Consider the following 25,097-nt stretch of genomic DNA (forward strand, 5'->3'; position numbering starts at 1 on the left):
GCGCGCCCCCGCGGCGCGGCGCGCCGGCGGGGGGGGGGGGGCCGCCGGGGGCGGGGCGGGCCCCCCCCCCGGGCGGCCCCCCCGGGGCGGGCCCCGGGGGGGGGGGGCCGGCCGACCATCGGTGTGCTCCGGCTGCCCCCGTGTCGGGCCGGCCGCACACCAGGGAGGGGTGGCCGGCCGTGCGCCGGGCCGGCCGCCCGGGGTTTCGTGCGGCGGATCAGCCGAACTCGCCGTCGGTCTTGAGGGTCAGGCGCACGTTGGTGTCCGCGGTGCCGTTGTTGGTGACGCAGGCGGTGTAGTCGCCGGCGCCGGGCCAGCCCGGCCAGGTGTCGCGCAGTTCGGCCGCGTACGAGGTGACCAGGCCCGGTGATCCGGTGCCGGGCACCGTCGCCCCCTGGTACTGCACCTTGAACTTGGCTCCCTGGCCGGTGGCCCTGCCGTCGGCGCGGACCTTGTGGTCGGCGTTCTGCTGGACGCAGCGCTGCTCGCCCGGGTGGAGGGTGCCGCCGAAGAACTGGGCGGCGGAGGCCGGCCCGGCGACGGACAGCACGGCGATCCCCGCGGCCGACGCCACCGCGAACGCGGCGCGGATGCTGAACGGTGTGCTGCGGCTCATCTCGTTCCGCCTCCCGATCGGTTCGGTGCTGGGCTTGATGGCACTTGTGAAGCTACGGGCGTCCGATGTCCGCAACGGAGCCCATAAAGGGGCCACTCGCCGTCCAATGCGTGCCCGCCCCCTCCGGCCCGCGGCCCTGTCACGCCGCCGGGAAGCGCCACGGCCCCGCCCCGTTCGCGCCATCCGGCAGGGCCCCTTCCGCCCGGCGCGGGCCGATACTTGGGGGCGTGACCGACCGGTTGGGCGACCGGCTCGCGGCGGCGCGCGAGCGGGGTTTCGTCGGCCGCCGCCAGGAGACCGCCGTCTGGGACGCGCTGCTGACCGCGGACCGGGGCGCGGTCGTGTACGTCCACGGCCCGGGCGGCATCGGCAAGACCACGCTGCTGCACCACTTCGGGGAGCGGGCCGCCCGCGCCGGCCGTCCCGCCGTCCGCCTGGAGGCCGCCGAACTGCGGCCCGGCGCGACCGATCCGGCGCGGCTGCTCGCGGGCCGGACACGCCCCGTCCTGCTGGTCGACGCGCTGGACGACCCCAGGGCGCCCACCCGGGCGCTGCACCGGGAACTGCTGCCCGACCTGCCCGCCGACGCGCTGGTCGCCCTGGCGGGGCGGGAGGCGCCGCCGCCGGACTGGCGGCTGGACCCGGCGTGGCAGGGCCTGCTGCGCCTCCTGCCGCTCGGGCCGCTGGACGAGGCGGACAGCCGCGCCCTGCTCACCCGCCGCGGGGTGCCCCCGGCGGCCCAGGAGCGGGGCCTGCCCTTCGCCCGCGGGCACCCGCTGGCGCTCGCCCTGGTGGCGGACGTCGCGGCGCACGGCGGGGAACCGGTTCCGCCGGACCGGTCGCCCCGCGTCGTCCGCACCCTGCTGACCAGCCTCCTGGAGGTCGTCCCCACGCCCCGGCACCGGGCCGCCCTGGAGGCCACCGCGCAGGTGCTGACGACGACCGAGCCGCTGCTGGCGGCGCTGCTGGACGTGCCCGACGCGCGCCCCCATTTCGAGTGGCTGCGCGGCCTGTCCGCCATGGAGAGCGGGCCCCGCGGGGTGCACCCGCACGACCTGGTCCGGGACGCGCTGGACGCGGAGCTGGGCTGGCGGGACCCGCAGCGCAAGGCCCTGCTGCACCGCCGGGCCAGCGCGTACTACCGGCGGCTGTTCACCGAGGACGGCGACCGGGCGCGGCAGCGGGCGGTGCTGGCGGACTTCGCGTACCTGCACCGGGACAGCCCGGTGGCCGGCCCCTTGGTGGAGCCGGTGGCGGGCGGCGCGGCCGGTGCCGCCCGGCTGGACCGGCTCACCGTCTCGCCGCACCCGGTCACCGGGGACGGGCTGGAGCAGGCGTACGCGATCGCCGCGCGCCACGAGGGGGCCGCGTCGGCGCGGCTGCTGCGCGCGTGGGCGCGGTGCCCGGAGGCCATCACGCACACGGTCCTGGGGCCGGACGGGGACACCGCCGGGTTCTACACGCTGATCGAGCTGGCCGGTTCCGCCCCGCCCGGCGCCCCCGACGACCCGGCGGTCTGCGCCGCCTGCGCCTGGCTCGCGTCCCACGGCGAGCTGCGGGACGGGGAGCACGCGCTGCTGGTGCGGTTCTGGATGAGCCGGGACGACTACCAGGACGTCTCGCCCGTACAGACCCTCATCACGCTGCGGCTGACGCACCACTACCTGACCGGGGACCGGCCCGCGCTGACCCTGCTGCCGTTCGCCGACCCGGAGTTCTGGGCGCCCGGTTGCGCGTACGTGGACTTCGCCCGGCTGCCCGCCGCGGACTTCACGGTCGGCGGGCGGCGCTTCGGGGTCTTCGTGCACGACTGGCGACGGGTGCCGGGACCGGCGTGGCTGGCCATGCTCACCGAGCGGGAGCGCGCCGAGGACCCGTGGGACGTGGCCGCGCCCACGGCGCCCGCTCCCCTGCGCGTGCTGGACCACGACGCGTTCGCCGCCGCCGTACGGGACGCGCTGCGCGCGCTCGTCCGGCCCGACGGGCTGCGCGACTCGCCCCTGCTCACCACCCGCCTGGTCGCGGCCCGGAGCGGGGCGGAGGCGGATCCCAAGGAGCGGGTACGGGCGCTGCGGGAGGCGATCCGGGCGGCGGCTGCCTCCCTGGAGGCGTCCCCTCAGGACCGGCGGGGCTTCCGCGCGCTCCACCACACCTATATGCGGCCGGCGGGCACTCAGGCGCGCGCCGCCGCGCTGCTGCGGCTCCCCATGACGACCTACCGGCGCCATCTGACGGCCGGTGTCGCGCGGTTGACGGAACTGCTGTGGCAGGAGGAGCTGGACGCGCCGGGCGATCCGGCGTCGCGGGGTGGGGAGCCTTCCTCGGTGCCGCCCGGGGACGCCTCCGCTCCGGCCGGAGAAGCGGGCGCCTTCGGGCGAGACGAGGCCGATCCTCCCCGGCCGCCCTCCCGGCCGCTCCCGTAACACCCGTACAGACGTGCCTTTTCACCGTCAATTACGGGTGAGTAACCTGACGGGCATGACTACCACGTCCTCGCTTCCCGAGCACGCCGGCCGCCGCTGCCACAACGTCGTCAACGCCTACCACTCCACGGTCTACTTCTCGCCCGACCTCCCCGCCGAGATGGCCAAGCTCGGGATCACGGACCCGGGCGCCGCCTACTTCCTCACCCGCGCCGCCGCGCTGGGGGCGGTGGGGCCCGGCACCGTCGCCGCGACCTTCTACAACTTCAACTACGACCTCATAGCCCGGCACGTCCCGCACTGCTGGTCGGTGGTCAGCCCGGAGGCGACGCTGGAGGCCCGGCTGCGTGCCGCGGACACCACGCTCCGGCGGCTGCTGGGCGACGCCGTGGACGCCCCCGAGATGGCCGAGGCGGCGGAACTGGCGCTGCGCGCCACCGAGGCGTGCACCCGGCACGCCCGGCCGCTGTACGCCGCGCACGCCGACCTGCCCGTGCCCGACGCCCCGCACCTGGCGTACTGGCACGCGGCGTCCCTGCTGCGCGAACACCGCGGCGACGGCCACCTGGCGGCCCTGCTGGACGCCGGGCTGGACGGCCTGGAGGCCCTGGTGACGCACACCGCCAGCGGTCGCGGCGCCCGCCAGAAGTGGGTGCTGGCGACGCGCGGCTGGACGGTGGACGACTGGACGGCGGCGCAGGACCGGCTGCGGGAGCGCGGTCTGCTGGACGCCGACGGGGAGTTGACCGAGGCGGGCGTCCGACTGCGCGCGGATCTGGAGGACACCACGGACCGGCTGGACCGCGCCCCCTACGAGCACCTGGGTGCCGAGGGCGTGGCCCGGCTCACCGAACTGGCCACCGGGTACGCCACGACGGTGCTCGAAGCGGGGGCGTTCCCGGCGGATCTCACCGGCAAGGACTGAGGAGGGCGGTCACGGGGTGGGAACGGCCGGGGTGAAGCACGGCCAGGGGCTGAGGACGGCCAGGAGCTGAGAACGACCAGGGGCTGAGAACGACCAGGGGCTGAGAACGACCGGGGACTGCGGGCGTTCGAGGGCTGCGCTTCATTGGGCCGGGCCCGGCCGTCTCCGGCGATCCCGGCCTCCCGTCACCTGTGCGTGGCCGTCCGGCCGTTTATCCATGGGTCGTGCGGTTACCCGCCCCGCATCCGCGCACTACCGGACGACTCCAGGGAGGGTCCGTGTTCCGAGCCATCGCAGACGCGCTCCGTACGGTGGGGGCGGCCATCGCGACCGTGATCACCCTGCCCTTCCGCCTCCTGGCCCGGCTCTTCGGCGGCGCGTCCCGGGGCACGCGGCGCACGCGCAGGGTGTGAGCCCGCCCCGGAGGCGCCCCCGGGGCCCGGCGCGCCATCCGGCACGCCGGGCCCCGCTGTAATTCCTCGCCCCCGCGGACCAGGCCACCGCACGCATGACAGCGGCCCGCACCGGGCCCACGGATCACCACACGCACGACAACGGCCCGCACCGGGCCCACGGACCGCGGGCACCCCGCCCACGCCCCACAAAACCGCACGTCACACCCGGCGCCGAGCAGGGCCCTCACCGTTCGGCGCATTCCCGGGGCGCGTCCGGAGTGCCGTCGGGAGTGCCACTTCTCACACCGCCGCCCCGCCGCCGGGGTCACGCGACAGCGCGGCCCGCCACCCTGCACAATGCAGGCTCAGGCAAGCGCGTGAAAGCGGGGCAAGAGCAACGTGACGGCACCCACCGAGACCACCGGGACCGCGACCGGGTCCACCGGCGTCAGCGGATCCATCGAAGCGAGGATCGCCGAGGAGCTCGGCGTCAAGGAGCGGCAGGTCAAGGCGGCCGTCGAGTTGCTGGACGGCGGTTCGACCGTGCCGTTCATCGCCCGGTACCGCAAGGAAGCGACCGAGATGCTCGACGACGCGCAGCTGCGCGCCCTTGAGGAGCGGCTGCGGTACCTGCGCGAACTGGAGGAGCGGCGGACCGCGATCCTGGAGTCCGTACGGGCGCAGGGCAAGCTGGACGCGGAGCTGGAGGCGCGGATCCGGGGCGCCGAGTCCAAGGCCCGCCTGGAGGACATCTACCTGCCCTACAAGCCCAAGCGGCGCACCAAGGCGCAGATCGCCCGGGAAGCGGGCCTGGAGCCGCTGGCGGACGGGCTGCTGGCCGACCCGTCGGTGGAGCCGTCGGCCGCCGCCGCGGCGTTCGTGGACGCCGCCAAGGGCGTGGCCGACCCGGCCGCCGCCCTGGAGGGCGCGCGGGCGATCCTGACCGAGCGGTTCAGCGAGGACGCGGACCTGATCGGCGAGCTGCGCGAGCGGATGTGGTCGCGCGGTCGGGTGGCGGCCAAGGTGCGGGAGGGCAAGGAGGAGGCCGGCGCCAAGTTCGCGGACTACTTCGACTTCTCCGAGCCGTTCACCGAGCTGCCCTCCCACCGGGTGCTGGCCATGTTCCGCGGCGAGAAGGAGGAGGTCCTCGACCTCAACCTGGAGCCGGAGCCGGCCGGGGAGACCATCGAGGGTCCGAGCACCTACGAGCAGGCCATCGCGCGGCGGTTCGGCATCGCGGACCGGGGCCGGCCGGCCGACGGGTGGCTGCGGGACACCGTGCGCTGGGCCTGGCGCACCCGCGTGCTCGTCCACCTGGGCATCGACCTGCGGCTGCGGTTGCGGCAGGCCGCCGAGGACGAGGCGGTCCGGGTGTTCGCGGCCAACCTGCGCGACCTGCTGCTGGCGGCACCGGCCGGGACCCGCGCGACGATGGGGCTGGACCCCGGCTTCCGTACGGGCGTGAAGGTCGCCGTCGTGGACGCGACCGGCAAGGTGGCGGCCACAGAAACGATCTACCCGCACGTGCCGCAGCAGAAGTGGGACGCGTCGCTGGCCACGCTGGCGCGGCTGGCCCGCGAGCACGGCGTCGAGCTGATCGCGATCGGCAACGGCACGGCCTCCCGGGAGACCGACAAGCTGGCGGCCGACCTGATCGCCGCGCACCCGGAGCTGAAGCTGACGAAGGTGATGGTCTCCGAGGCGGGCGCCTCGGTGTACTCCGCCTCCGCCTTCGCCTCCCAGGAACTGCCCGATCTGGACGTGTCGCTGCGCGGCGCGGTGTCCATCGCGCGGCGGCTCCAGGACCCGCTGGCCGAACTGGTCAAGATCGACCCCAAGTCGATCGGTGTCGGTCAGTACCAGCACGACCTGTCCGAGGTGAAGCTCTCCCGTTCCCTGGACGCCGTGGTCGAGGACTGCGTGAACGGCGTCGGCGTCGACGTCAACACCGCCTCCGCCCCCCTGCTCGCGCGGGTCTCCGGCATCAGCTCCGGGCTGGCCGAGAACATCGTCGCCCACCGGGACGCCAACGGTCCCTTCAAGGCCCGCAAGGCGCTCAAGGACGTGTCGCGGCTGGGCCCGAAGGCGTACGAGCAGTGCGCCGGGTTCCTGCGCATCCGGGGCGGGGACGACCCGCTGGACGCCTCCAGCGTGCACCCGGAGGCGTACCCGGTGGTGCGCCGCATGGTGAAGGCCGCGGACACCGACGTGGCGTCCCTCATCGGGAACACGGCGGTGCTGCGCTCCCTGAAGCCCGCCGACTTCGTCGACGAGGCGTTCGGGCTCCCCACCGTGACGGACATCCTCCAGGAGCTGGAGAAGCCGGGCCGCGACCCGCGCCCGGTCTTCAAGACGGCCACCTTCAAGGAGGGCGTGGAGAAGATCGGCGACCTGGAGCCGGGGATGCTGCTGGAAGGTGTGGTGACCAACGTCGCCGCCTTCGGGGCGTTCGTGGACGTGGGCGTCCACCAGGACGGCCTGGTGCACGTGTCGGCGATGTCCCGGACGTTCGTCAAGGACCCGCGGGACGTGGTCAAGCCCGGCGACATCGTGCGCGTCAAGGTGCTCGACGTGGACATCCCGCGCAAGCGGATCTCCCTGACGCTGCGTCTGGAGGACGAGCACGGCAAGGGCGGTGACGCGGACGGCCGTGAGCGGCGGGACGGCGGACGGCGCCCCGGTGGCGCGCGGAACGGCGGCAACCAGGGCGGCGGCCGGGACGGCGAACGGCGCGGCGGCGCGCCGCGGCAGCGGCAGGGCGGCGGTCAGCGGCGCGGCGGGGACCGCCGGGACGCCGCACCGGCCAACGGCGCGATGGCCGACGCCCTGCGCCGGGCCGGGCTCCTGGGCAAGGAGCCCGGCGGCCGGTGACCACGGACGACATCCGGCGGTGGCGCACCGAACTCGCGCTGCTGCTGGGGCTGGCCGAGGCCGCGGACGCCGAGCGGGCGGCGGCCCGGCTCGGCCTGTCCGCGGCCGACCTGGTGCCGGAGCCGGTGGAGCCCTCGGCCGTCAGGGAGCTGTTGCGGTACTGGCGTGGCGAGTGGTTCATGCTGTGGATGCTCGAACGCGACGACCCCGAGCTCAACGCGTACGTCTACGCGTCGGCCCTGGCGACCGACACCATCCGCCGGGACATCCTGCGCGGCGTGCCCTTCGGGCCGGGCAACCCCGGCCCGGTGCCGGTGCACCCGAGCCTGGCGGGGACGCCGGAGCCGCGGTTGCGGCTGGCGGACAGCCCGCACGGCGTCATCGGGGAGCTGCGCCGGGCCCGCACCATGGGCCACGGACGGTCCGCCGCGGCGCTGGTGTCGCGCGAGCACTGGGACGCGATCGCCGCGGCGGACCGCGCCGAACCCCTGCCGGGCTACGCCCGCTGGAACCTCTGTGTACGCATCGACTGCCCGCCGTCGCTGCGCGCGCAGTTCGGCTCGCACCCGAAGTTCACGCGTCGGCTGCTGCGCGCGGGCGTCATCGACGGCCCCCGGGAGTACGTGTCCCGTCTGCGCCCCGCCCGAAAGGTGCTGACCGACCTGGACACGGGGCGGGCGGCGTTCCCGCACCGGCTGGAAGAGGCGCGGGAGACGCTCGCCCCGCTCGTGAGGGAACACCTGGGACCGCGCCCGGAGGCGTGGGCGGTGTGCGCACAGCTCCTCCCGACCTTCGCCGGGACGGTGCCGGAGCTGATCGGCACGGCGGGGGCGATCGCGGGGTAGGGGCGCCTCCGGTCCGGGTGTTTCGCGCCCTGTGTCCCACGTCCTCGCGTGGCGGTGGCCGGTGCGGTCCGTGCCCGATTCGGGGTCTCCGGCTGCCCGGGACCGCACCGCCCCGGGCCTCGCGCGAGGCCCGGCGGGCCGTTGTCAGTACCCCCTGATACGAATGGGATCAGCTGAGAACGGGGGTGGTGACGTGGCACAGGACACGGCGCCGGACGTACGGGAAGAAGCCGGGCCGACGGCAGGCGGGGGCGTCCGGCAGGTGGCGCGCCAGGCCGTCCTGCCGGCAGCGGACGCGATCCCGGCAGCGGGCCGGGCCGTCCTGCCGGCGGACGAGGGCAGGACGACGGGTTCCACGGGCTCGACGGATTCGACGGATTCGACGGATTCGACGGATTCGACGGATTCGACGGGGGACACGGCACGCCGGGTGCCGGGCACGCACCGGCCGACCGCGCACACGGCGGTCCGGCTGACGGACCGGCGGGCGGTGGAGGCGGTGTGCGCCGCCGACCCGGCGGTGGTGGAGGAAGCGCGGCGGCTGAAAGAGGCCGCGTTGCTGGACTTCGGGCTCACCGAGTCCGTCGTCGCCTCCTGGATCTACGCCAAGTGCGCGCACCAGATCCCCACGACGGCGATACCGACGGCCGCCGTGGCGACCTCCGGGGACGGCGGTTGCCTGCTCCTGTACAACCCGGAGTTCTTCGTCGGCCTGGGGCTGGACGGCGTGAAGTTCGCGCTGTTCCACGAGGCACGGCACCTGGTGCACCGTCACCTCTTCGCCGAACCGGAGCTGCGCGCGGATCCGGTCTTCGAGATCGCCGCCGAGGTCGCCGTCAACCATGTCGCGCTGGTGCGGCTGGGGCGGACGGAGCTGCCGACGCTGGAGGGCCGGCCGGTGGGCGTGGACCCTCGTACGGTGCACGCCGACTACGTGGCCGACCTCACCGCCCAGGGGCTGGAGCCGCTGGCGTACGAGGAGTTCGTGGACACGGACCTGGGCGTCTACACGGAGCTGAAGCGGATGACCCGGCCGCCCGTCCCGGCGACGGGGTGGTGCGTGCGGTTCTCCGGCACCGGCGTACCGACCGATCAGGAGACCGTCGACGGGATCGTCTCCCCCGCGCTGCTCAACGCCCTGCTGGCCGCGCGCCGTGGCCACCCCGGCGCCGAGCGGGAGCTGCTGGACCTGCTGGAGCGCACGGAAGGTGCCACGGAGCGCACCCACCGCCTGTGGGGGAACCTCGGCGCGGGGATGCTGCGCGGCGAGACGGCCCGCACCGGGCAGGTGCACTGGTGGCAGCGCTGGCTGGTGGACGTCCTGGGCTCCAGGCTGCGCGAGGGCGAGCGGCTCGTCTATCCGAAGAAGCGGGGCGCGCTGCTCGCCGCCCTGGGTCAGGACCCGATGCTGTCCCGGCGCGGCCCGGTACGGGACAAGGTGCTGGTCATCGCGTACGACACCTCGGGCTCGATGCCCGACGGCGTGGTGGCGTGGCTGACCGAACTGGTGGGCCGGATCGACGGGGTGGAGGCGCACTGGCTGTCGTTCGACGCCGTGGTCATGCCCTTCACCCCCGGGGAACGGGTGTACGGCGGAGGCGGTACGAGCTTCCAGGCGGTGGCCGACTACGTCGAGGGGCGCACGGCCGTCGACGGCGCCTTCTTCGAGGAGGTACCGGACGCCGTCGTCGTCCTCACCGACGGGTACGCCCCGCCGATCACGCCCGCCGAGCCGGAGAAGTGGATCTGGCTGATCACCGAGGGCGGGACCGACTGGCCCGAGACCCACCACCCGCCCATGGCCTGCCATTACGTCACGACAGGAGAGCGATGAGCACCACCGGCACGACCGCCCCCGCGCGCCCCACCCGGCAGGCGAACGCGACCTACGCCGAGGCGCCGGAGGAGCACCCCGGGCCGTCCCGGTTGGAAGCCTTCATCGACGCGATGATCGACATGGGGCAGACCGGCCAGGTCTTCGGCGAGCACGGCATCGGCAAGACGGCCACGTTCTTCTCGCACATCCCGGCCGCATACCCGGACACGGAGCTGGTGTTCGTCCCGGCCGCCAACCTCACACCCGACGACCTGCTCGCCAACGCGCCGGTACGCGACGCCACCACCGGCGAGCTGGCGCTGCGTCAGCTCGTCATGAGCCAGTTGCGTCCCGGCAAGCCGTTCGTCCTGCTCATCGACGACTCCCTCCAGGCCGGCGAGACCATCCAGTCGCAGCTGATGCAGATCGCCTGCGACTGGACGCTGGGCGAGTACGACCTGCGCGCACTCGGCTGCGTCGGCGTCTTCCTCACCGACAACGAATCGCTCGCCGAGACCGCCGCCCTGCGCGGCGACCTGGCCATCCTCGACCGGATGGTGACGATCCGGATCACCGCCAACGACACCTCCTGGCGCCGCCACCTCGCCGGGAAGTACCCGCACTGGGACCTGACCGGCGTCTTCGACGTCTGGGCGTCCCTCTCCCCCGCCCTGCGCGAACTGCTCTCGCCCCGCACCCTGGACCACGTCCTGGCCAACGCCCGCGAGGAGTTCCCGCTGCGCTGGGGCCTGCCGCTGGTCAACGGCGAGCGGCTGCGGCTGGTCGAGGAACGGGGCCAGGGCCGGCGGCCCAAGGACCGCACGGAGGAGGTCCTGGACCGCCTCGCCGGGGCGCTCGGCGTGCCCAACCGCGCCAGGATCCCCGACCCCGTCCGCTCGGTGCTGCGCGCGGCGCTGCGCAACCGCTGGACGGTGCTGCTCCAGGGTCCGCCCGGCTGCGGCAAGACGGAACTGGTCCGGCAGACCGTCCGGGAGGAGCTGGCCGGCCGCGACCCGCTGTACTTCTCCCTGCCGGTGACCAACGTCGAGGACCTGTGCGCCCCCTTCCCCACCCCGGACGGCACGCTGGACAACCTGCTGGCGCGCCCGTTCCTCGGCCCGGAGCCGAAGGTGATCGTCTGGGACGAGTACAACCGCCCGAAGGACAAGGCGGCCTTCGCCAAGCTCATGGAGATCACCCAGGAGTGGTCGCTGGCCGGCCGCCGCATCGAGAACCTGCGCGCCCAGATAGCGATCCAGAACCCGCCGTACCACCTCGGACGCAAGCTCCTGGTGGCGCGCAACAACCTCGCGCAGGCGTCGCGCTTCACCGCCTCCCTGACGGTCGAGCCGGGTGACATCCCCGCCAACGAGTGGCTGATCACCCGGTACGGCGCCGTGGCCGAAACCGTCCTGGAGTGGTGGAAGCACGACATCGACGACGACGGACGGGCCTGGATCACCAAGCGCACGCTGGAGCGGCTGATCAAACTCCACGAGCGGGACCTCCCCCTGGAAATGGGAACGATCTACCTCGGCGACGGCGAGTACGCCCCGGTCCCGCTGACCGCGCTGATCGAACGGCTCAACGGCCGCCCCGTCACCGGCCTGCGGGAACTGGCCAAGGACCTCGACACCTGGGAGGAACGGCTGCGCCGGGCGGCGGCCACGACGAGCGAGGGCACGAACGACACCGACCAGGTGCACCAGGTGTTCGCCAACGCCGAGCTGTCCCAGTTGAAGAAGTACCGCAAGGCGGTGGTCCGGCTGGTTCCCTTCCTGCCGCCCAAGCTCCGCTCCACCTACCTGGTCGGCGCCGCGGACGACGCCCAGCGGTTCTGGATCGAGGTGTTCGGGTCCATACGCGGATGAGCCCGGGCTCCCGCGCGGGGCCCACCGGTCGCCCCGCCTCCGTCCCGTGCGTCACCACGCGGCTTCGCGGTAGTCCTTCAGGAACACCCCGGAGACCGGGTCCCCCGCCTCGCCGCGCACGATCGGGTCGTACACGCGGGCCGCGCCGTCGACGACGTCCAGCGGCGTGCGGAATCCGGCCGAGGCCAGCCGCTCCTTCTTGGGCCACGGGTTCTCGTCCGTGATCCAGCCGGTGTCGACGCTGCACATGTGGACCCCGCGCGCGGCGAGTTCCGGACCGCTGGTGCGGGTGAGCATGTTCAGCGCCGCCTTGGCCATGTTGGTGTGCGGATGGCCGCCGGTCTTGTTGCGTACGGTGAACCGGCCCTCGACGGCGGTCACGTTCACCACGTACCGGCGCGGACGCGGCGAGGCCAGCAGCAGGGGCAGCAGCCGGTCGCACAGCAGCGCCGGAGCGAGGGCGTTGACGAGCTGGGTCTCCAGCAGCTCGGCCGGGTCCAGCTCGCCCAGCCGCGCCGACCAGGAGTTGGCGGCCGAGCGGTCCGGCAGCAGCCCGGCCTCGTCGAGCTGTCCGAACGGGGACGGGGTGGGTGGGGCGTGGCCGACCGGGGGTGTTGTTCCGGGAAGGTCGTCGGCGGTCGCGTCTGCTGCGGGCGGGCCGTCGCCGATCGGGCCGGGGATGGGCAGGGCGCCGCTGACCGGGACAGGTCTGGGCAAGGCGTCGCCCATCAGGTCAGTCGTTCCCGGAAGGCCGTCGCCGATCACGTCAGTTCCGTGCGGGCCGTGGGGAGCGGCGCCCGGCAGGACGAGCCCGAGTGCCGGCTCGCCACCCAGCGCGGACGGGCCACCGCCGCGCACGGACGGCGCCACCCGGACGGCGTCCTCGGTGCGGAAACCGGGGGCGCGGAGCACCCTGGCCGGCAGCACCCCCGCCGGCGGTTCCGCGTGCTCGCCCGCCACGAGTGGGGCGTAGGAGGCGGGTGGCCTGCGGACGGTCTGCGCCGCGTTGTTGACGAGGATGTCCAGCGGTTCGCCCTGCTCCCGCAACCGGTCGCACAGGCCCAGGACCTGCCGAGGATCACGGAGATCGATCCCGACGACGGTGAGCCGTTCCCACCAGTCGTCACTGCCTGGAGCGGCCCGGAAACGGCGCCCGGCGTCGCCCGGAAAACGGGTGGTGACCAGTACCTCCGCGCCGTCCCGCAGCATCATCAGCGCGAGCTGGAACCCGATCTTCACCCGTCCGCCGGTGAGCAGCACCCGGCGGCCGGTCAGGTCCGTCCTCAGGCCGCGCCGCGCGGCGTTGTCGGCGGCACACGTCGGGCAGAGCAGGTGGTAGAAGGCATCGGGCCGCGAGTAGAGCTCCTTGCAGACATAGCAGCGGCGCGGACGGGCCAGCCGTCGGACCGGCCCGGTCGACCCGCTCGGCCCGACCGGCGCGCCAGATGGCCTCGCGGTGCCCGATGGCCTCGCGGTAACCGGCGGCCCCAGGGTGCTCGGCGCCCCCGCCGTGTCCACGCCAACCGGGACGGCCGCAGAACCGGCCCCGGAACCGGCTCCCGGCTGGGCCGACTCGGCCGGATGGGCCGGATGGGCCGGATGCTCCAGCGCCGCGTCCTCGCGGCGGGCCCGGTTTCCGGTCGCGGTGGCGGCCAGCAGGTCCGCGTCTGCCGCCGCGCGCTCGCCCTTGCGGGCCTTGCGCCGGGTCAGCCGTCCGTCCCGTACGAAGGACTCGGCGACCCGTTCCGCGCGCAGCCGCACGGGATGATCGACGGGCAGCGCGCGCAGCCGGGCGACCGTACGGTCGAAAGCTGCCAGTTCCTCGTCCGTGGGGCCGGACATCTCACCCATCGAGCCCCCGCGCCCCACCACTCGTCCCCATGTCCGTTCTCACCAAGCGACGGCCCCGGACGACGCGTCCCCGATCCCGAGTGATCGCGTCCCAGCCCTCACCGGGTGACGCCTCCCGACACCGACCGCCCACAAGCGACACCGACCGTCCACCGGCGAGACCGGCTCGCCGTCCACACAGTGACCCCGGCCGGATTCGAACCGGCGTGTTCACGTCCTGCAAGGACGGCGCGACTGCCTCTGCGCTACGGGGTCCTCCCGTCTGCCCGGCGCCGAAGGTCCAGGGCCGCCCGCACGAAGCGGAGAACGATCACCGGACGAACGCAGCGCGCCCCCTGGCACTCCCCTGAGGAACCGAGTCGGCCCGCACACCGGCGTCCTGACACTCGTCCCCGGAGAGCGCGGAACACCGCACCCAGGCATTGACCGAGATCGTAACCGGCCCCCTGACCCACCGGACCACCGGCACCCCAGCGGAACGCGACCCCGACGACCAGACCGGGCCCCAACGTCTCCCCCGCAGAGCACCACGCCCCGCCCCCGTCTCCCCCTCAGCGAGCCCCCGCGCTCCCCCGCAGCCGTTCCAGCTCGGCCGCCACGTCCATGAGGGTGGCGCAGTCCGGGACGGACCGCAGCGTCGGTGCGGGGACGGTCGCGGCCAGGTCGCCCCGGCGGCGGGGGTCGTCCAGCGCGTCCGCCATCGAGGACAGCGCCGCGCACAGCCGCCGGGACTCCTCGGGGCTCGGGCGCGGCGCGCCGTTGTCGAGGCGCACGGCGCAGGCGGTCACCGCGTCGGTGATGCGTTCGGCGGCCGTGACGACGGTGAGCCAGTCCGGCTGGTGGCTTCGGACGGGCAGCAGCTCGGCGGCGGCGGTCTCGGCGGCCACCCGTGCCTCGCCCAGCGTCCGGTAGGCGATCCGGCGCAGGGCCAGCCGGGTGGCCGGGGATTCGCCCGGTTCCGCCGCCAGCACCCAGTTCAGGTAGTTCTCGGTGCTGCGCAGCGCGGCGGTGACCCGCTGGCCGACGCGGCGCCGCGGGTCCGCGAGCCGTGGCAGGTGGCCGACGACGAGGACGATGCCGCACGCGATGGAGGTGTCCACGATCCGTTCGCCGGCGGCCTGCGGATCTCCGCTGACGTAGACGAACGAGAGCACCATGATGGTGATCGCCACGGTTTGCAGGGCGAAGTGGCGGGTGGCAAACGGCAGCAGCGCCCCGCCGACCCCGGCGGCGACCGCCGGCCACCACTCCCCGCCGACGACCGTGCCCGCCGCGGCGAACACGAGCACACCTGCGGCGGTGCCGGCGAACCGGTTGACCGTCCGCGAGAACAGCGGCCCGAGATCGGGCTTGACCAGGAACGTCGTGGTGGCCGGCAGCCAGTACCAGTGATCCGGGCGCAGCAGCAGGGCGACGGCCGTGCTGGCCCCGACGCAGACGGCGACCCGTGTGCCGTAGTCGCGGCCGGCGGGCCCGAACACGCTGCGGCCCGGCCGCGTCCGCGGACTCAGTGCGGCGGACACCGAGCGCGCCACGCCCGCGACCCGGCGCGTCACAGCGGTCACCCGCGCGCGAGCGGCGCTCCGGCCGGGCCCGTCGCCCGCGCCGGTGCGGGCGGACCCGACGGGCATCCTCCCCGTCCGGTCGTCGAGCACCTTCCCGCCCACCGGAGTGGCGCCCGCACGCGCTCCGTCCGCGGGGAGCTGCGCCGTCGCCCCCGCCTCCGGCCGCGTACGGGCGAACGCCACCGCCGCGTCGAACAGCGCCCGCTCGAAGGCGGCGCGCGCGGGCGAGCCGGTCGCGGGGGCGGGCAGCCGACCCGGGGAGCGGCCGGTGCGCAGCGCCACGGCCAGCCGCCGCGGGCCGTCGGCGATCCCGGCGGGCAGCGGGCGGGCCTCCCACAGCAGGGCCACGCTCGCCTCGCACAGCTTCGTTCCGGCGGCCAGTCGCTCACCGAGCAGCCGTTCCTCGGTACGGACCGGGCGGCGCAGCACCCGGCCGAGGAGCCGGTGCAGGCGCAGTGCCTCGTCGGCGCGGTCCAGGGCGATGGTGAGGCGGCGGCGGGCGGGTTCGGCGTCGGGGCCGCCGACCGCTTCCAGCGCGTCGGCGAGCGCGTCGAAGACCGTGGCGACGGCGGCCCGCTCACCGACGAGCGGACCACCGACCGGGCGCGGCGACCGCAGGACCAGCCGCAGCAGGAGCAGCCACAGGCACCCGGCGAGCAGGTAGAGCGCCTTCACCCAGGGCGCTCCGGACAGGGGCATGCCCGCGCCGAGGATGGTGGCGGCCAGCATCTGCATGCCCGCGTTGGAGCGGACGGGCCCCGCGACACTGCCCGCACCGGAGACGAACCCCACCACGAACAGCGCGGGGACCAGCCACCACCCCGCGTCGGCCCCCCTCAGCGCGGCGCCGGCGAACATGCCCAGCGCCGAGGCGAGCGCGGGCAGGCCGATGTGGACGATGCCGGTGCGGCGCGTCCCGGGGCGGTCGTTGACGCCCGCGAGCATCGAGCCGAGGCCCGCCAGCACCCCGGCCGCCGGCCGTCCCAGGGCGACGCCGGCACCGAGCAGCGGCCCCGCGCACAGTGCCCCGCGGGCGACGGCCGCCCAGGGGACGGGCAGCCGCTGCCAGCGCAGGGGGTGGGCGAGCCAGGCCGGTGTGGCACGCCGGTCGCGGACCATGGGACTCCTTCGGACGGCACGGCGACCGCCTGTTCCGGCGCGCGACGGCCGCCTGATGACGGCACATCGACCGCGCCGAACGGGACGGACGACAACGAGTGGTACCCGTGGGGCGTCATCGACCGACGGTGCCCTACCAGCCTAAGGTCCCACTTCGCCCGATTCGCCACCCACCTCCGTGGCGCCCGCAACGGGGCGTATGCGCTCTCACCTGCGCCGGTTCCTCCCTCGGCGCTTACGTACGCCCCGCCGGCCCCGCCGGCCGGCCGGCGCCCGATCCCCCGTCCGCCCCAGGACACCGGCCGGTCCACCGGCTCTCCGTCCAGCGCGCGCACCTTCTCTTCCCCGTACGCGCCCCGCCCCCACCCCCGCCCCCTCACCCGATGCGAGAACCCCGCCGGTCACCGCGCCCGCCCCTACCGACCCCGCCCACCGAGCCCGGGGCAGCCGATCCGGCCCGTCGGCCCCGCGTCCCCCCTACCGCCCTGCATCCCCCTACCGCCCCGCGGCCTCCCCCGCCACCGCCGTGACCAGGACGCTCCCCGTCGTCCGGGCCACCACGAACGCCTCCCCCTTGGTCGCCCGCACGTCCACCGGTACGCGGTGCTCCCCTGGTCCCATTTCCGCGTCGAACAGCTCGGCCGGCCGGGCACGGGTCACGCGGCCGACGCGGTAGGCGGTGAGCCGGACCCGGCAGGGGGCCGCGAGGGCGAGGGTGGCCTCGCCCGGGACGGCCGCCAGCCGGAGCAGGCGGCGCTGGTCCTGCGGACAGCGGTCCAGTGCCTGTTCGATCTGTGCGACGAGCAGCGGCACGACCGGCGCCAGCCCGTCCACCAGCACCGCCGAGGACCCGGCGGCCAAGAACGCCTTCCGTACGGCCGTCCGGCGCTCCTCCCCCACACCCCGCTCGAAGACCACCGCCCCATAGGAGCGCAATTCGTCGTGGGAGACCCCGACCGCGTCCCGGACGATCTCCGCTCCGACGCCGATGCCGCGCAGCGCGGCGGCCAGCTTGCCCAGTGCGGCGGTGCGGTGTCCGATGAGGAGGACCCGGCGCGCGGCGCCCGGGGCGGGGTGACTGTCGTCTTCTGACAGCAGCCGTTCCAACTCGGCACGGTACTGATCACCGCGGAACCGGAAGGGACCGACTCCCGGGTACCCCTCGCGCGCCAGGTCGGCGCTCTCGCCGGTCTGCCAGGCGAAGTCCCGCCAGACGATGTCGGTACCGTCCCGTTCGATGACGGCGGTCACCGCTCCGCACTCCAAGCCCGCGCATTCCGGACAGCCGTAGAGAACGTGCCGCCCGCCGGCGAGCGGAGCCTCGGACTCCAGCAGCAACCCGCGGACGTGGGCGGTGAACAGGGTGGGCCCCAGATCCGCGGCGAGCGGCGAGACCGCGTCCAGATCGGCCAGGCGTAACAGCAGCGGGCGGCCGTCGATGATGAAGTCCAGGAAATCGCGGTGTGCTTGATACACGCCGTTGGCCAGCACACCGCCGGCCCGCATGGCGGGTGCCAGCCCGAAGGTCGCGTAATGCGTCGGCATGTCCTGAGTATCCCCATGCGCCGACCGATATGCGCCCCTTCGGTGTGCGTTGCCCCCGGGTGCGCCCCTCCGGCCTCTCGCCCGCCGGTGGCGGCCGGGATAGCGTCCGCCCATGACGAACGATGTGGTGGTGGTCGGGGGCGGGGTCATCGGGCTGACGGCCGCCGTGACACTGGCGGAGGACGGACACGGGGTGCGGGTGATCAGCCGTGACCCGGCGGCTGACACCACGTCGGCGGTGGCCGGCGGGTTGTGCTGGCCCTATCGCATCCAGCCGGAGGCGCGGGCGCTCGCGTGGTTCGTACGGTCCTTCCAGGCGTTCGCGCGGCTGGCGGAGCGCGCGGAGGAGACCGGCGTGCGCATGGCCGAGGGCACGATGGTCGACACCGGCGACTGGGACCCGGACGCCTGGCACGAGACGATCCGGGAGCCGCGGCAGGACCCCGGGACGGTACCGAATCCGCGACGGGCCACCGCGGCGGAACTCCCCGCCGGGTACGAGTCCGGCTGGCGGGCCCGGACGCCGCTGGTGGACATGCCCGTCTACCTGCGCTATCTGGAGCGGCGGCTGGTCGCGGCCGGCGGGACCGTCGAGCGGCGGCCGGTCCGCTCGCTGGAGGAGGAGGGCCGTTCGGCGGGCGCGGTCGTCAACTGCTCGGGCCTGGGCGCACGCGAACTCGCCCCGGACCGCACGGTCCACCCGGTGCAGGGACAGGTGGTGGTCGTGGAGAACCCCGGCATCGAGGAGTGGTTCGCGGCCCCCGGATCACGGTCGGCGATCCTGACGTCCGTCCTTCCGCAGCCCTACGGGCTGGTGCTCGGCGGTACCGCACGCGCACACGTGTGGTCCCGGCGGCCCGAACCTGCCATCGCCGAGGCCATAGTGGACCGCTGCGCCCGGGCCTTTCCCCAGCTCGCGGGCGCCCGGATCCTGGCGCACAAGGTCGGCCTGCGCCCCGCCCGGCCGACCGTACGACTGACGTCGGAACCACTCGCCAACGGAGTGCCGTGCGTGCACAACTACGGTCACGGCGGCGCGGGCGTCACGGTGTCCTGGGGCTGCGCCCAGGAGGTGGCCGAGCTGTTGCGCGGAGTGGGGGAAGGGTGAGGCGGGTGCGGTGCCGCATTTCGGTGCGGGAACGGTGAGCTGAGCGCGGCACCGTACCTCGGGGCAGGCACTGCGAGCCGAGCGCGGCACCGCGCCTCGCGCAGCCACGGCGAGCCGAGCGCGGCACACGCCTGGGTGCGCGAGCGCTGAGGCGGGCGCGGCACCGCCGCCTCGGTGCGGCAACACTGAGCTGGGCCCGGCACCGCGCCTCAGCACCGGAGCGCTGGGGCGGGCGCGGCACTCTCGGTACGGGAACGCTGGGGCAAGCGCGGCACCTCACCCCCGTTCCCCGCTGCCGACGGGCACCGGGCCCCACCCCACTTCACGGATCACACCCGCCCCTGATTCGCGCAGATCACCCCCCTCGTCCACCTACCGCCCGCAACTGCTGACCGGCGTCCCCGCCGTGAGGTGATACGTCGCCCGCCCGTCCAGCAGGAGCGGTATCAGCGCCCTCATCGACTGGCGCAGCGGGACCACGGCACCCCCGCGGGACGGCCGCCAGGACACCGCGTGCAGCGCCAGTTCGTCCTTGACCTGCGCCAACTGCTCGGCGCTCAGCCGGTAGGCGCACGGCGGGTTGCGCAGAACCCGGTCTTCGGCGGGGGGTTCGTTGTCCGCGCCACCCAGGTAGACCGGCCCCCGGTCCGCGAAACCGGCGAGCCGTGCGCGTGTCGTGGCCGCCTCGATACGGGACCTGCGGTGGTCCGCGAAGGAGAAGAGCCCCTTCAGGCCCGCCAGCTGGGACGTGACCCGGCGGCGGTTGTTCAGCGACGGGTCGGCCTTCTCCTCGTCGGTGAGCGCGTCCACCCGGGTCTCCACGAGCAGCCCGAGGGAGTTCTTGACCCCCGCGGTGTTGCGCAGGATGCGTTCCTGCCCATCGCCCGCCACCTGCTTGATCGGGGCACCGGTCTCCGGGTCCGTCCATATCCCGTACACGCCGGTGCTGAACCCGGCCTTCTCGGCGTGCGGCCGGACGTACGCGTCGGACAGGGTGGACGACTCGTGGTGCACCGCCCGGGCCGTGTTGAGGTTACGGGGCCACAGCGCGAGCACGTCCTTTTGGTAGTACGGCGGGGTGGGCCCGTATTCGTGCAGGTCGTAGATGGTGTCGGGGCGGTAGTCGCGGATCACCGCGGCCATCGCGCGGGCCTCGGCGGTGCGCAGGGCGAGGTGGTCGCGGTTGATGTCGATCCCGGCGGAGTTGCCGCGGGTGTCGGCGGCGCGGCCGTCCGGATTGGCGGTCGGGATCACCAGCACGCTGGTGCCCTCCAGGAACCGGCGGGTGGCACGGTCCCGGGCGAAGGCCAGGTCACGGACGGTGGACAGACACGCCTCGCGGCCCGACGGCTCGTCGCCGTGCTGGGAGCAGATGAGCAGGACGGAGTTGCCGCGCCGCACCTCACTCGGGCGCTCGGGCGCCGGAGCGCCGATGCGGACGAGTTGGACGGGGCGGCCCTGTGCGGTGACGCCGACGCGGTCGATCCGTACCCGGTCGCTGTCCCGGTCCACGGCGGCGAGGAAGTCCTGTTCCTCCGGCTGGGTGGTCCAGCGGGCGCCCGCGCTGCGTTCGAAGCCGGTGCGGGGGACGTGCGGGTCGCCGGCGGCCCCGGCCGGCGGGGCCATCAGACTCACGGCGAGCGCGGCGGCCATGGCCCCGATGCCGAGGCGGCGGACGTGGGCTCTCACGAGGGGGTGCCTCCCTGAAATGAACGGGACGGAACAAGTGCGGGGTTGACCGATGGGGCGGTGGGCCAGTGGGTCGATGGGCCGGTGGGCCGGTGGACCGGTGGGCGGCATCGTCCACCGGCCCGTCGCCGGGCTGATGGGCGATGTCGATCACCAAGCCGTCGTTGGGCCGGTGGACGACGCTGCTCACCGAGCCGTCGCCGGGCCGGTGGACGGCGCCGATCGCCGCCCGGCCGGTGGGCGGCGCGTCCTCCCCGGCCCATCGGCCCACCGTCAGAGCGCCGGCTGTGCCGGCCGCGTCGGCGGTACCGGCCCACCGGCCCCGCCGCGTCGGTCAGCCGGCGTGCGGTATGTGCTCCATCGAGCGCGGGGGCGCGATGCCCTCCAGCGGCGACGGCTGGGGCGACAGGTGCCCGCTCGCGCCTGCTGTGGCGCGGGTGAACGCCTTGCTGCCCCCGACGATCGGGAGCTGGGCGGAGGTACGTGCCAGGTCCAGGGTCAGCCGCGGGGTGGAGGACGGCGGGTCGATGAGGCCCGCGTCCGTACCGGCCACGATGAGCGCGAGCCGGTGCCCGGCGGGCACGACATGATCACTGGCGGCCAGGTCGAGCGTGATGGTGTACGGCTTGCCCGGGGTCAGCGGCCGTCCCTTGTGGGCGTCGGCGTAGTTGCCCAGGTCGGCCCACCCCCGCATGAAGACGGTGTGCTCCACCTTCTGGACGTCGGCCTTGGTCTCCTTGAAGCAGGCGCTGTCACCGGTGGTGCTCGCGCCCCAGCACGTGCGGTCCGGCAGCGTGAGGATGCCCTCGCCGGCGGCGCCGTAGTTGCGGATGGTGTCCGGGCCCAGGTCCACCAGGACGGCGGAGAGGTGGGCCGTCGAGGTGGAGGGGGTCGCCGTGACGGTCACCTTGCCGGAACCGGACAGGCGCAGCGGCCGGTTGAGCGGCTTGGTGGTGAACCCGGCCTTGTAGGGCGTCGACGTGTCGATGTGGGTCGCCCAGTCGGCCTCGCTCAGGCGCGAGTCGTCCGTGAAGGTCTCGGTGGCTCCGTACGGGGCGCGGCGGGTGCCCAATTGCCCCACGCCGGGCTGGTCTCCGCCGCGGGGCCGGACCGTGGTGGCCGACGTACCGGGGGCGGGCCAGTGGCGGTCGGTGGCCCACTGGTCGGGGGCCCGCTCGATGTCGGCCATCGGTTCTTCGTCGATGCCGTTGTCGTAGTCCATCAGGTAGTGGTCGAACCACCGGTGCAGGGTCGGCACCCAAGCGGAGCGGCGGAAGTCGAAGGGGTCGACGTGGCCGGTCTGGGAGAGCCAGATCTTGCGCTCCACGCCTTCCTCGGCGAGCGCGTCCCACCACTGCCCGAAGTGCTTGGTGCGGACGTTGAGGTCCTGCAGGCCGTGCACGACGAAGACGCTGGCGCGCACCCGGCTCGCGTCGGGGACGTAGTCGCGCTCGGTCCACAGGTCGGTCCAGTCGCCGGTGCGCGGCGCGCCGTCGGCCAGCTTCTTCTGGACGACCGCGCACCGGGCGCGGGCCTCGGGGCTGTCGACGCGGTCGGCCAGGGCGTCGGGGCCGGAGTCGTAGAGCGGGGCGCCCTTGGCGAAGTAGTAGTCGTACCAGGAGGAGATGGCGGCGATGGGGACGATGGTTTCCAGGCCCCGGACGCCGGTGGCCGCGACGCCGTTGGCGATCGTGCCGTCCCAGCTCTTGCCGATCATGCCGGTGCGGCCGTTGGTCCAGTCGGCGCGGACCGGTTTGCCGCCGGTGCGCGCGTCATACGCACGAGCCCGGCCGTTGAGCCAGTCCACGACGGCGCGCGCCGACTGGATGTCCGAGCGCCCGCCGACGTCCACGCAGCCGTCCGAACGGTTGGTGCCCGCCAGGTCCACCAGCACCGTCGCATAGCCGCGCGGCACGAAGTAGTTGTCGTAGAAGAGCGGGAACTGCACCGGCCGGCCGTTGGCGTCGTAGGTCTTCTTCTGACTCTCGTTGCCCCGGCCGCAGCAGGAGTAGTAGGGGCTCGCATCCATGATCACCGGCACCCGGCGGCCCCGCTCCGCGGGCTCGCGCGGCCGGACGATGTCGACGGCGACCCGGTCGGTCCGCCCGTCCTCGTCACCGTCGATCTTCGTGTCCACCCAGACGGATTCGCGGATCGCGCGGTCGTAGGAGTAGACGGGTCTGCTCTCGTCCGACGCGGCCTGGGCGGCGGCCGGCGAGACGAGGACGGACAGCAGGGCGACGACGGCCGCCGTCGCGAGCACTTTCCATGGGATGCGGGGAACCCGCGCACGTATCGTCACCCGCGGACGGTAGCGCGGGCGAACTCCCGTGCGTAAGGGTGCGGATGACCATGTCCGTTCGCGTGCGGGACGGCTGCGCGCACCGCGACGTGAGGGGCTTCGTCCTCCTACGGGATCGTCCGCTCCGTATACGACGAGTGGCGCGTTCGTGCCGGTATGCGTCCCTGGCTCGTGCGCGGGCCCATGGAGGCGGGCCCGATCGCGGAGGAGACCGCGAGCGCGGGCCGGTTCGCACGGCCGGGCCATCCCGGGACGAAGTCGATCACACCCGGAAGCGAGGGCGCGGGTCCCTCCATGCACAGAAGCGGAAGCCCCGTCCGTGATCTTCGCCGCGACGCAACAGCAGTTCAGAGCCGTGGTGGAGCGGCATGCCGGACGGAAGTGGAAGGGGCGGGGGACGAGGCCGGGCGCCGGATCCCCCGGGATCGTGTCGGCCGGATGTCGATCATGTGTCGTGTGGAGCCATGGACATGACGGCGCCCACCTGAGTACATAGGGTCTGCATAAGAGATCGACTTCCCCTACGAGTTGGAGGAACTCGTGCGTCACAGAATCCTCGTTCCGGGCGCGGTCGCGCTCAGCCTGCTGCTGGCGATCCCGGCATCGGCGGCCGACTTCACGCCCGGCGCTCCGGGCGTGGGCGACTCCTACTATCCCGAGAGCGGAAACGGTGGATACGACGTTTCCCACTACGACCTGCGCCTGAAGTACCAGCCAAAGACGGACCTCCTGGAGGGCACGGCGACGCTGCTCGCCAAGACCACCCAGAACCTCTCGCGCTTCAACCTCGACTTCGGCCTCAAGGTCAGCGAGGTGCGGGTCAACGGCAAGAAGGCGTCCTTCGCCGCGACCGGCAAGCACGAGCTCCAGGTCACTCCGGCCGCGCCGCTGGAGAAGGGCAAAGAGATCAGCGTGGTCGTGCGCTACGCCGGCAAGCCGTCGGAGGTGAAGATCGACGGCTACACGGCGTGGGCCCGCACGCCGGACGGCGGGGTCGTCGCGCAGGAGCCGGACTCGGCCGTGTGGTGGTTCCCCAGCAACGACCACCCCACTGACAAGGCGACCTACGACATCTCCGTCTCCGTGCCGGACGGCACCCAGGCGATCAGCAACGGCGTGCTGCTCTCGCAGTCCTCCAAGCTCGGCTGGACCCGCTTCAACTGGCGCTCGGACAAGCCGCAGGCCACGTACCTGACCACGCTGGCGGTCGGCAAGTTCGACATCACCAAGGACACCACCGCCAACGGCCTGCCGGTCATCAACGCCATCAGCAAGGACCTCGGCGCGAACAGCGGCTCGGCGCGCGCGAGCATCGAGCGCAGCACCGAGGTCACGGAGTGGCTGGAGACCGTCTTCGGTCCCTACCCCTTCAACTCCGTGGGCGGTTACGTCCCGAACGTCCCCGCGGGCTACGCCCTGGAGACGCAGACCCGGCCGTTCTACGGCAAGAAGGCGTTCGACAACGGCACGAACGTCTCCGTGGTCGTGCACGAGCTGGCGCACCAGTGGTACGGCGACAGCGTGTCCCTCAAGGACTGGAAGGACATCTGGGTCAACGAGGGCTTCGCCCGCTACAGCCAGTGGCTGTGGTCGGAGAAGGAGGGTGAGGGCACGGCCCAGGAGCTGGCCGACTACGTCTACGCCCAGCACCCGGCCGACGACTCCTTCTGGACGGTCAAGCCCGGCGACCCGGGTCCGGACAACCAGTTCGACATCGCCGTCTACGACCGGGGTGCGCTGACCCTCCAGGCCCTGCGCAACAAGGTCGGCGACAAGGCGTTCTTCGGCCTGCTGAAGTCCTGGCCGACCGAGAACCGGTACGGCAACGCCTCGGTGGGCGACTTCGTGAAGTTCGCGGAGCGCAAGACCGGCAAGCCGCTGGCGGAGTTCTTCGACACCTGGCTGTACCAGCCGGTCAAGCCGGGCGCCCCGGCCGCGAAGAAGGCGAAGATCGCCGCGCAGCAGGCGCCCACGCTGCGCCCGGCCCAGCCCAAGTCGTGGAAGCAGATCCAGGCCACGAACCACGTGCACGAGCACTGAGGGCCACCACCGGCACCGTGCGCGCCACCGCGGCCTCCTCACCCCTGAGGCCGCACCGCCGAAGCCACCGCCGGAGCCGGAACCCGGGCCCGCCGCGCCGCCGTCACCCCGGTGGC

The 25,097-nt window shown here is 74.0% G+C and carries 15 protein-coding genes and 1 tRNA gene; 9 read left to right on the plus strand and 7 right to left on the minus strand.

Annotated features, from left to right (window positions below; genetic code table 11):
- Positions 1 to 217: 217 nt before the first annotated feature.
- A complete protein-coding gene (locus ABZX96_RS35760; protein WP_355553036.1) occupies positions 218 to 616 on the minus strand; it encodes a hypothetical protein in 399 nt (132 codons plus the stop codon).
- Positions 617 to 843: 227 nt separating this feature from the next.
- On the opposite strand from ABZX96_RS35760, the gene ABZX96_RS35765 reads away from it, so the two are divergent.
- From ABZX96_RS35765 to ABZX96_RS35795, 7 genes are all read left to right on the plus strand, one after another.
- The gene (locus tag ABZX96_RS35765) at positions 844 to 3,039 is read left to right on the plus strand and encodes an ATP-binding protein (protein ID WP_355553039.1); all 2,196 of its coding nucleotides are present in this window, start codon (positions 844 to 846) and stop codon (positions 3,037 to 3,039) included.
- A gap of 55 nt (positions 3,040 to 3,094) precedes the next feature.
- Positions 3,095 to 3,964 carry a hypothetical protein gene (locus ABZX96_RS35770; protein WP_355553042.1) on the plus strand — a complete coding sequence of 290 codons (870 nt, stop codon included), beginning with the start codon at positions 3,095 to 3,097 and terminating at the stop codon, positions 3,962 to 3,964.
- Positions 3,965 to 4,242: 278 nt separating this feature from the next.
- A complete protein-coding gene (locus tag ABZX96_RS35775) occupies positions 4,243 to 4,377 on the plus strand; it encodes an LPFR motif small protein (protein ID WP_355553045.1) in 135 nt (44 codons plus the stop codon).
- A 381-nt stretch (positions 4,378 to 4,758) separates the two neighbouring features.
- Positions 4,759 to 7,230 (plus strand): Tex family protein, encoded by a 2,472-nt coding sequence (locus ABZX96_RS35780; protein ID WP_355553048.1) that lies wholly within the window; start codon positions 4,759 to 4,761, stop codon positions 7,228 to 7,230.
- Positions 7,227 to 8,075 (plus strand): hypothetical protein, encoded by an 849-nt coding sequence (locus ABZX96_RS35785; RefSeq protein WP_355553051.1) that lies wholly within the window; start codon positions 7,227 to 7,229, stop codon positions 8,073 to 8,075. The genes ABZX96_RS35780 and ABZX96_RS35785 overlap by 4 nt, the downstream gene beginning before the upstream one ends.
- 490 nt (positions 8,076 to 8,565) lie before the next feature.
- A complete protein-coding gene (locus ABZX96_RS35790) occupies positions 8,566 to 9,909 on the plus strand; it encodes a hypothetical protein (RefSeq protein ID WP_355553074.1) in 1,344 nt (447 codons plus the stop codon).
- A complete protein-coding gene (locus ABZX96_RS35795; RefSeq protein WP_355553054.1) occupies positions 9,906 to 11,762 on the plus strand; it encodes an ATP-binding protein in 1,857 nt (618 codons plus the stop codon). The genes ABZX96_RS35790 and ABZX96_RS35795 overlap by 4 nt, the downstream gene beginning before the upstream one ends.
- Before the next feature lie 51 nt (positions 11,763 to 11,813).
- On the opposite strand, the gene ABZX96_RS35800 is transcribed toward ABZX96_RS35795, so the two are convergent.
- From ABZX96_RS35800 to ABZX96_RS35815, 4 genes are all read right to left on the minus strand, one after another.
- Positions 11,814 to 13,604 carry an SDR family NAD(P)-dependent oxidoreductase gene (locus ABZX96_RS35800; protein ID WP_355553057.1) on the minus strand — a complete coding sequence of 597 codons (1,791 nt, stop codon included), beginning with the start codon at positions 13,602 to 13,604 and terminating at the stop codon, positions 11,814 to 11,816.
- Between the two features lie 190 nt (positions 13,605 to 13,794).
- Positions 13,795 to 13,868, minus strand: a tRNA-Ala gene (locus ABZX96_RS35805).
- Positions 13,869 to 14,164: 296 nt separating this feature from the next.
- Positions 14,165 to 16,297: an FUSC family protein gene (locus ABZX96_RS35810; protein WP_355553060.1), complete on the minus strand. Its 2,133-nt coding sequence runs from the start codon at positions 16,295 to 16,297 to the stop codon at positions 14,165 to 14,167.
- A 495-nt stretch (positions 16,298 to 16,792) separates the two neighbouring features.
- Positions 16,793 to 17,842 (minus strand): oxidoreductase, encoded by a 1,050-nt coding sequence (locus ABZX96_RS35815; protein WP_355553063.1) that lies wholly within the window; start codon positions 17,840 to 17,842, stop codon positions 16,793 to 16,795.
- Positions 17,843 to 17,954: 112 nt separating this feature from the next.
- Here ABZX96_RS35815 and ABZX96_RS35820 point away from each other — a divergent pair, with 112 nt between their 5' ends.
- Complete coding sequence (locus ABZX96_RS35820; RefSeq protein WP_355553066.1) at positions 17,955 to 18,950, plus strand: FAD-dependent oxidoreductase; 996 nt, start codon at positions 17,955 to 17,957, stop codon at positions 18,948 to 18,950.
- A 372-nt stretch (positions 18,951 to 19,322) separates the two neighbouring features.
- On the opposite strand, the gene ABZX96_RS35825 is transcribed toward ABZX96_RS35820, so the two are convergent.
- Both ABZX96_RS35825 and ABZX96_RS35830 read right to left on the minus strand, forming a co-directional pair.
- Positions 19,323 to 20,576: a M14 family metallocarboxypeptidase gene (locus ABZX96_RS35825; protein WP_355553077.1), complete on the minus strand. Its 1,254-nt coding sequence runs from the start codon at positions 20,574 to 20,576 to the stop codon at positions 19,323 to 19,325.
- Positions 20,577 to 20,973: 397 nt separating this feature from the next.
- Positions 20,974 to 22,941 (minus strand): Xaa-Pro dipeptidyl-peptidase, encoded by a 1,968-nt coding sequence (locus ABZX96_RS35830; protein WP_355553069.1) that lies wholly within the window; start codon positions 22,939 to 22,941, stop codon positions 20,974 to 20,976.
- A gap of 540 nt (positions 22,942 to 23,481) precedes the next feature.
- Between ABZX96_RS35830 and ABZX96_RS35835 the strand changes: the two genes are divergently transcribed.
- A complete protein-coding gene (locus ABZX96_RS35835; RefSeq protein WP_355553072.1) occupies positions 23,482 to 24,981 on the plus strand; it encodes a M1 family metallopeptidase in 1,500 nt (499 codons plus the stop codon).
- Positions 24,982 to 25,097 lie beyond the last annotated feature (116 nt).

The organism is Streptomyces sp. NPDC003077 (assembly GCF_040611095.1).
In the GTDB taxonomy this organism is placed as follows: domain Bacteria; phylum Actinomycetota; class Actinomycetes; order Streptomycetales; family Streptomycetaceae; genus Streptomyces.

Coding starts and splice junctions, on each gene's coding strand:
- ABZX96_RS35760 (WP_355553036.1), bottom strand. CDS start 616: ATGAGCCGCAGCACACCGTTCAGCATCCGCGCCGCGTTCGCGGTGGCG.
- ABZX96_RS35770 (WP_355553042.1), top strand. CDS start 3,095: ATGACTACCACGTCCTCGCTTCCCGAGCACGCCGGCCGCCGCTGCCAC.
- ABZX96_RS35795 (WP_355553054.1), top strand. CDS start 9,906: ATGAGCACCACCGGCACGACCGCCCCCGCGCGCCCCACCCGGCAGGCG.
- ABZX96_RS35800 (WP_355553057.1), bottom strand. CDS start 13,604: ATGTCCGGCCCCACGGACGAGGAACTGGCAGCTTTCGACCGTACGGTC.
- ABZX96_RS35810 (WP_355553060.1), bottom strand. CDS start 16,297: ATGGTCCGCGACCGGCGTGCCACACCGGCCTGGCTCGCCCACCCCCTG.
- ABZX96_RS35815 (WP_355553063.1), bottom strand. CDS start 17,842: ATGCCGACGCATTACGCGACCTTCGGGCTGGCACCCGCCATGCGGGCC.
- ABZX96_RS35820 (WP_355553066.1), top strand. CDS start 17,955: ATGACGAACGATGTGGTGGTGGTCGGGGGCGGGGTCATCGGGCTGACG.
- ABZX96_RS35825 (WP_355553077.1), bottom strand. CDS start 20,576: ATGGCCCCGCCGGCCGGGGCCGCCGGCGACCCGCACGTCCCCCGCACC.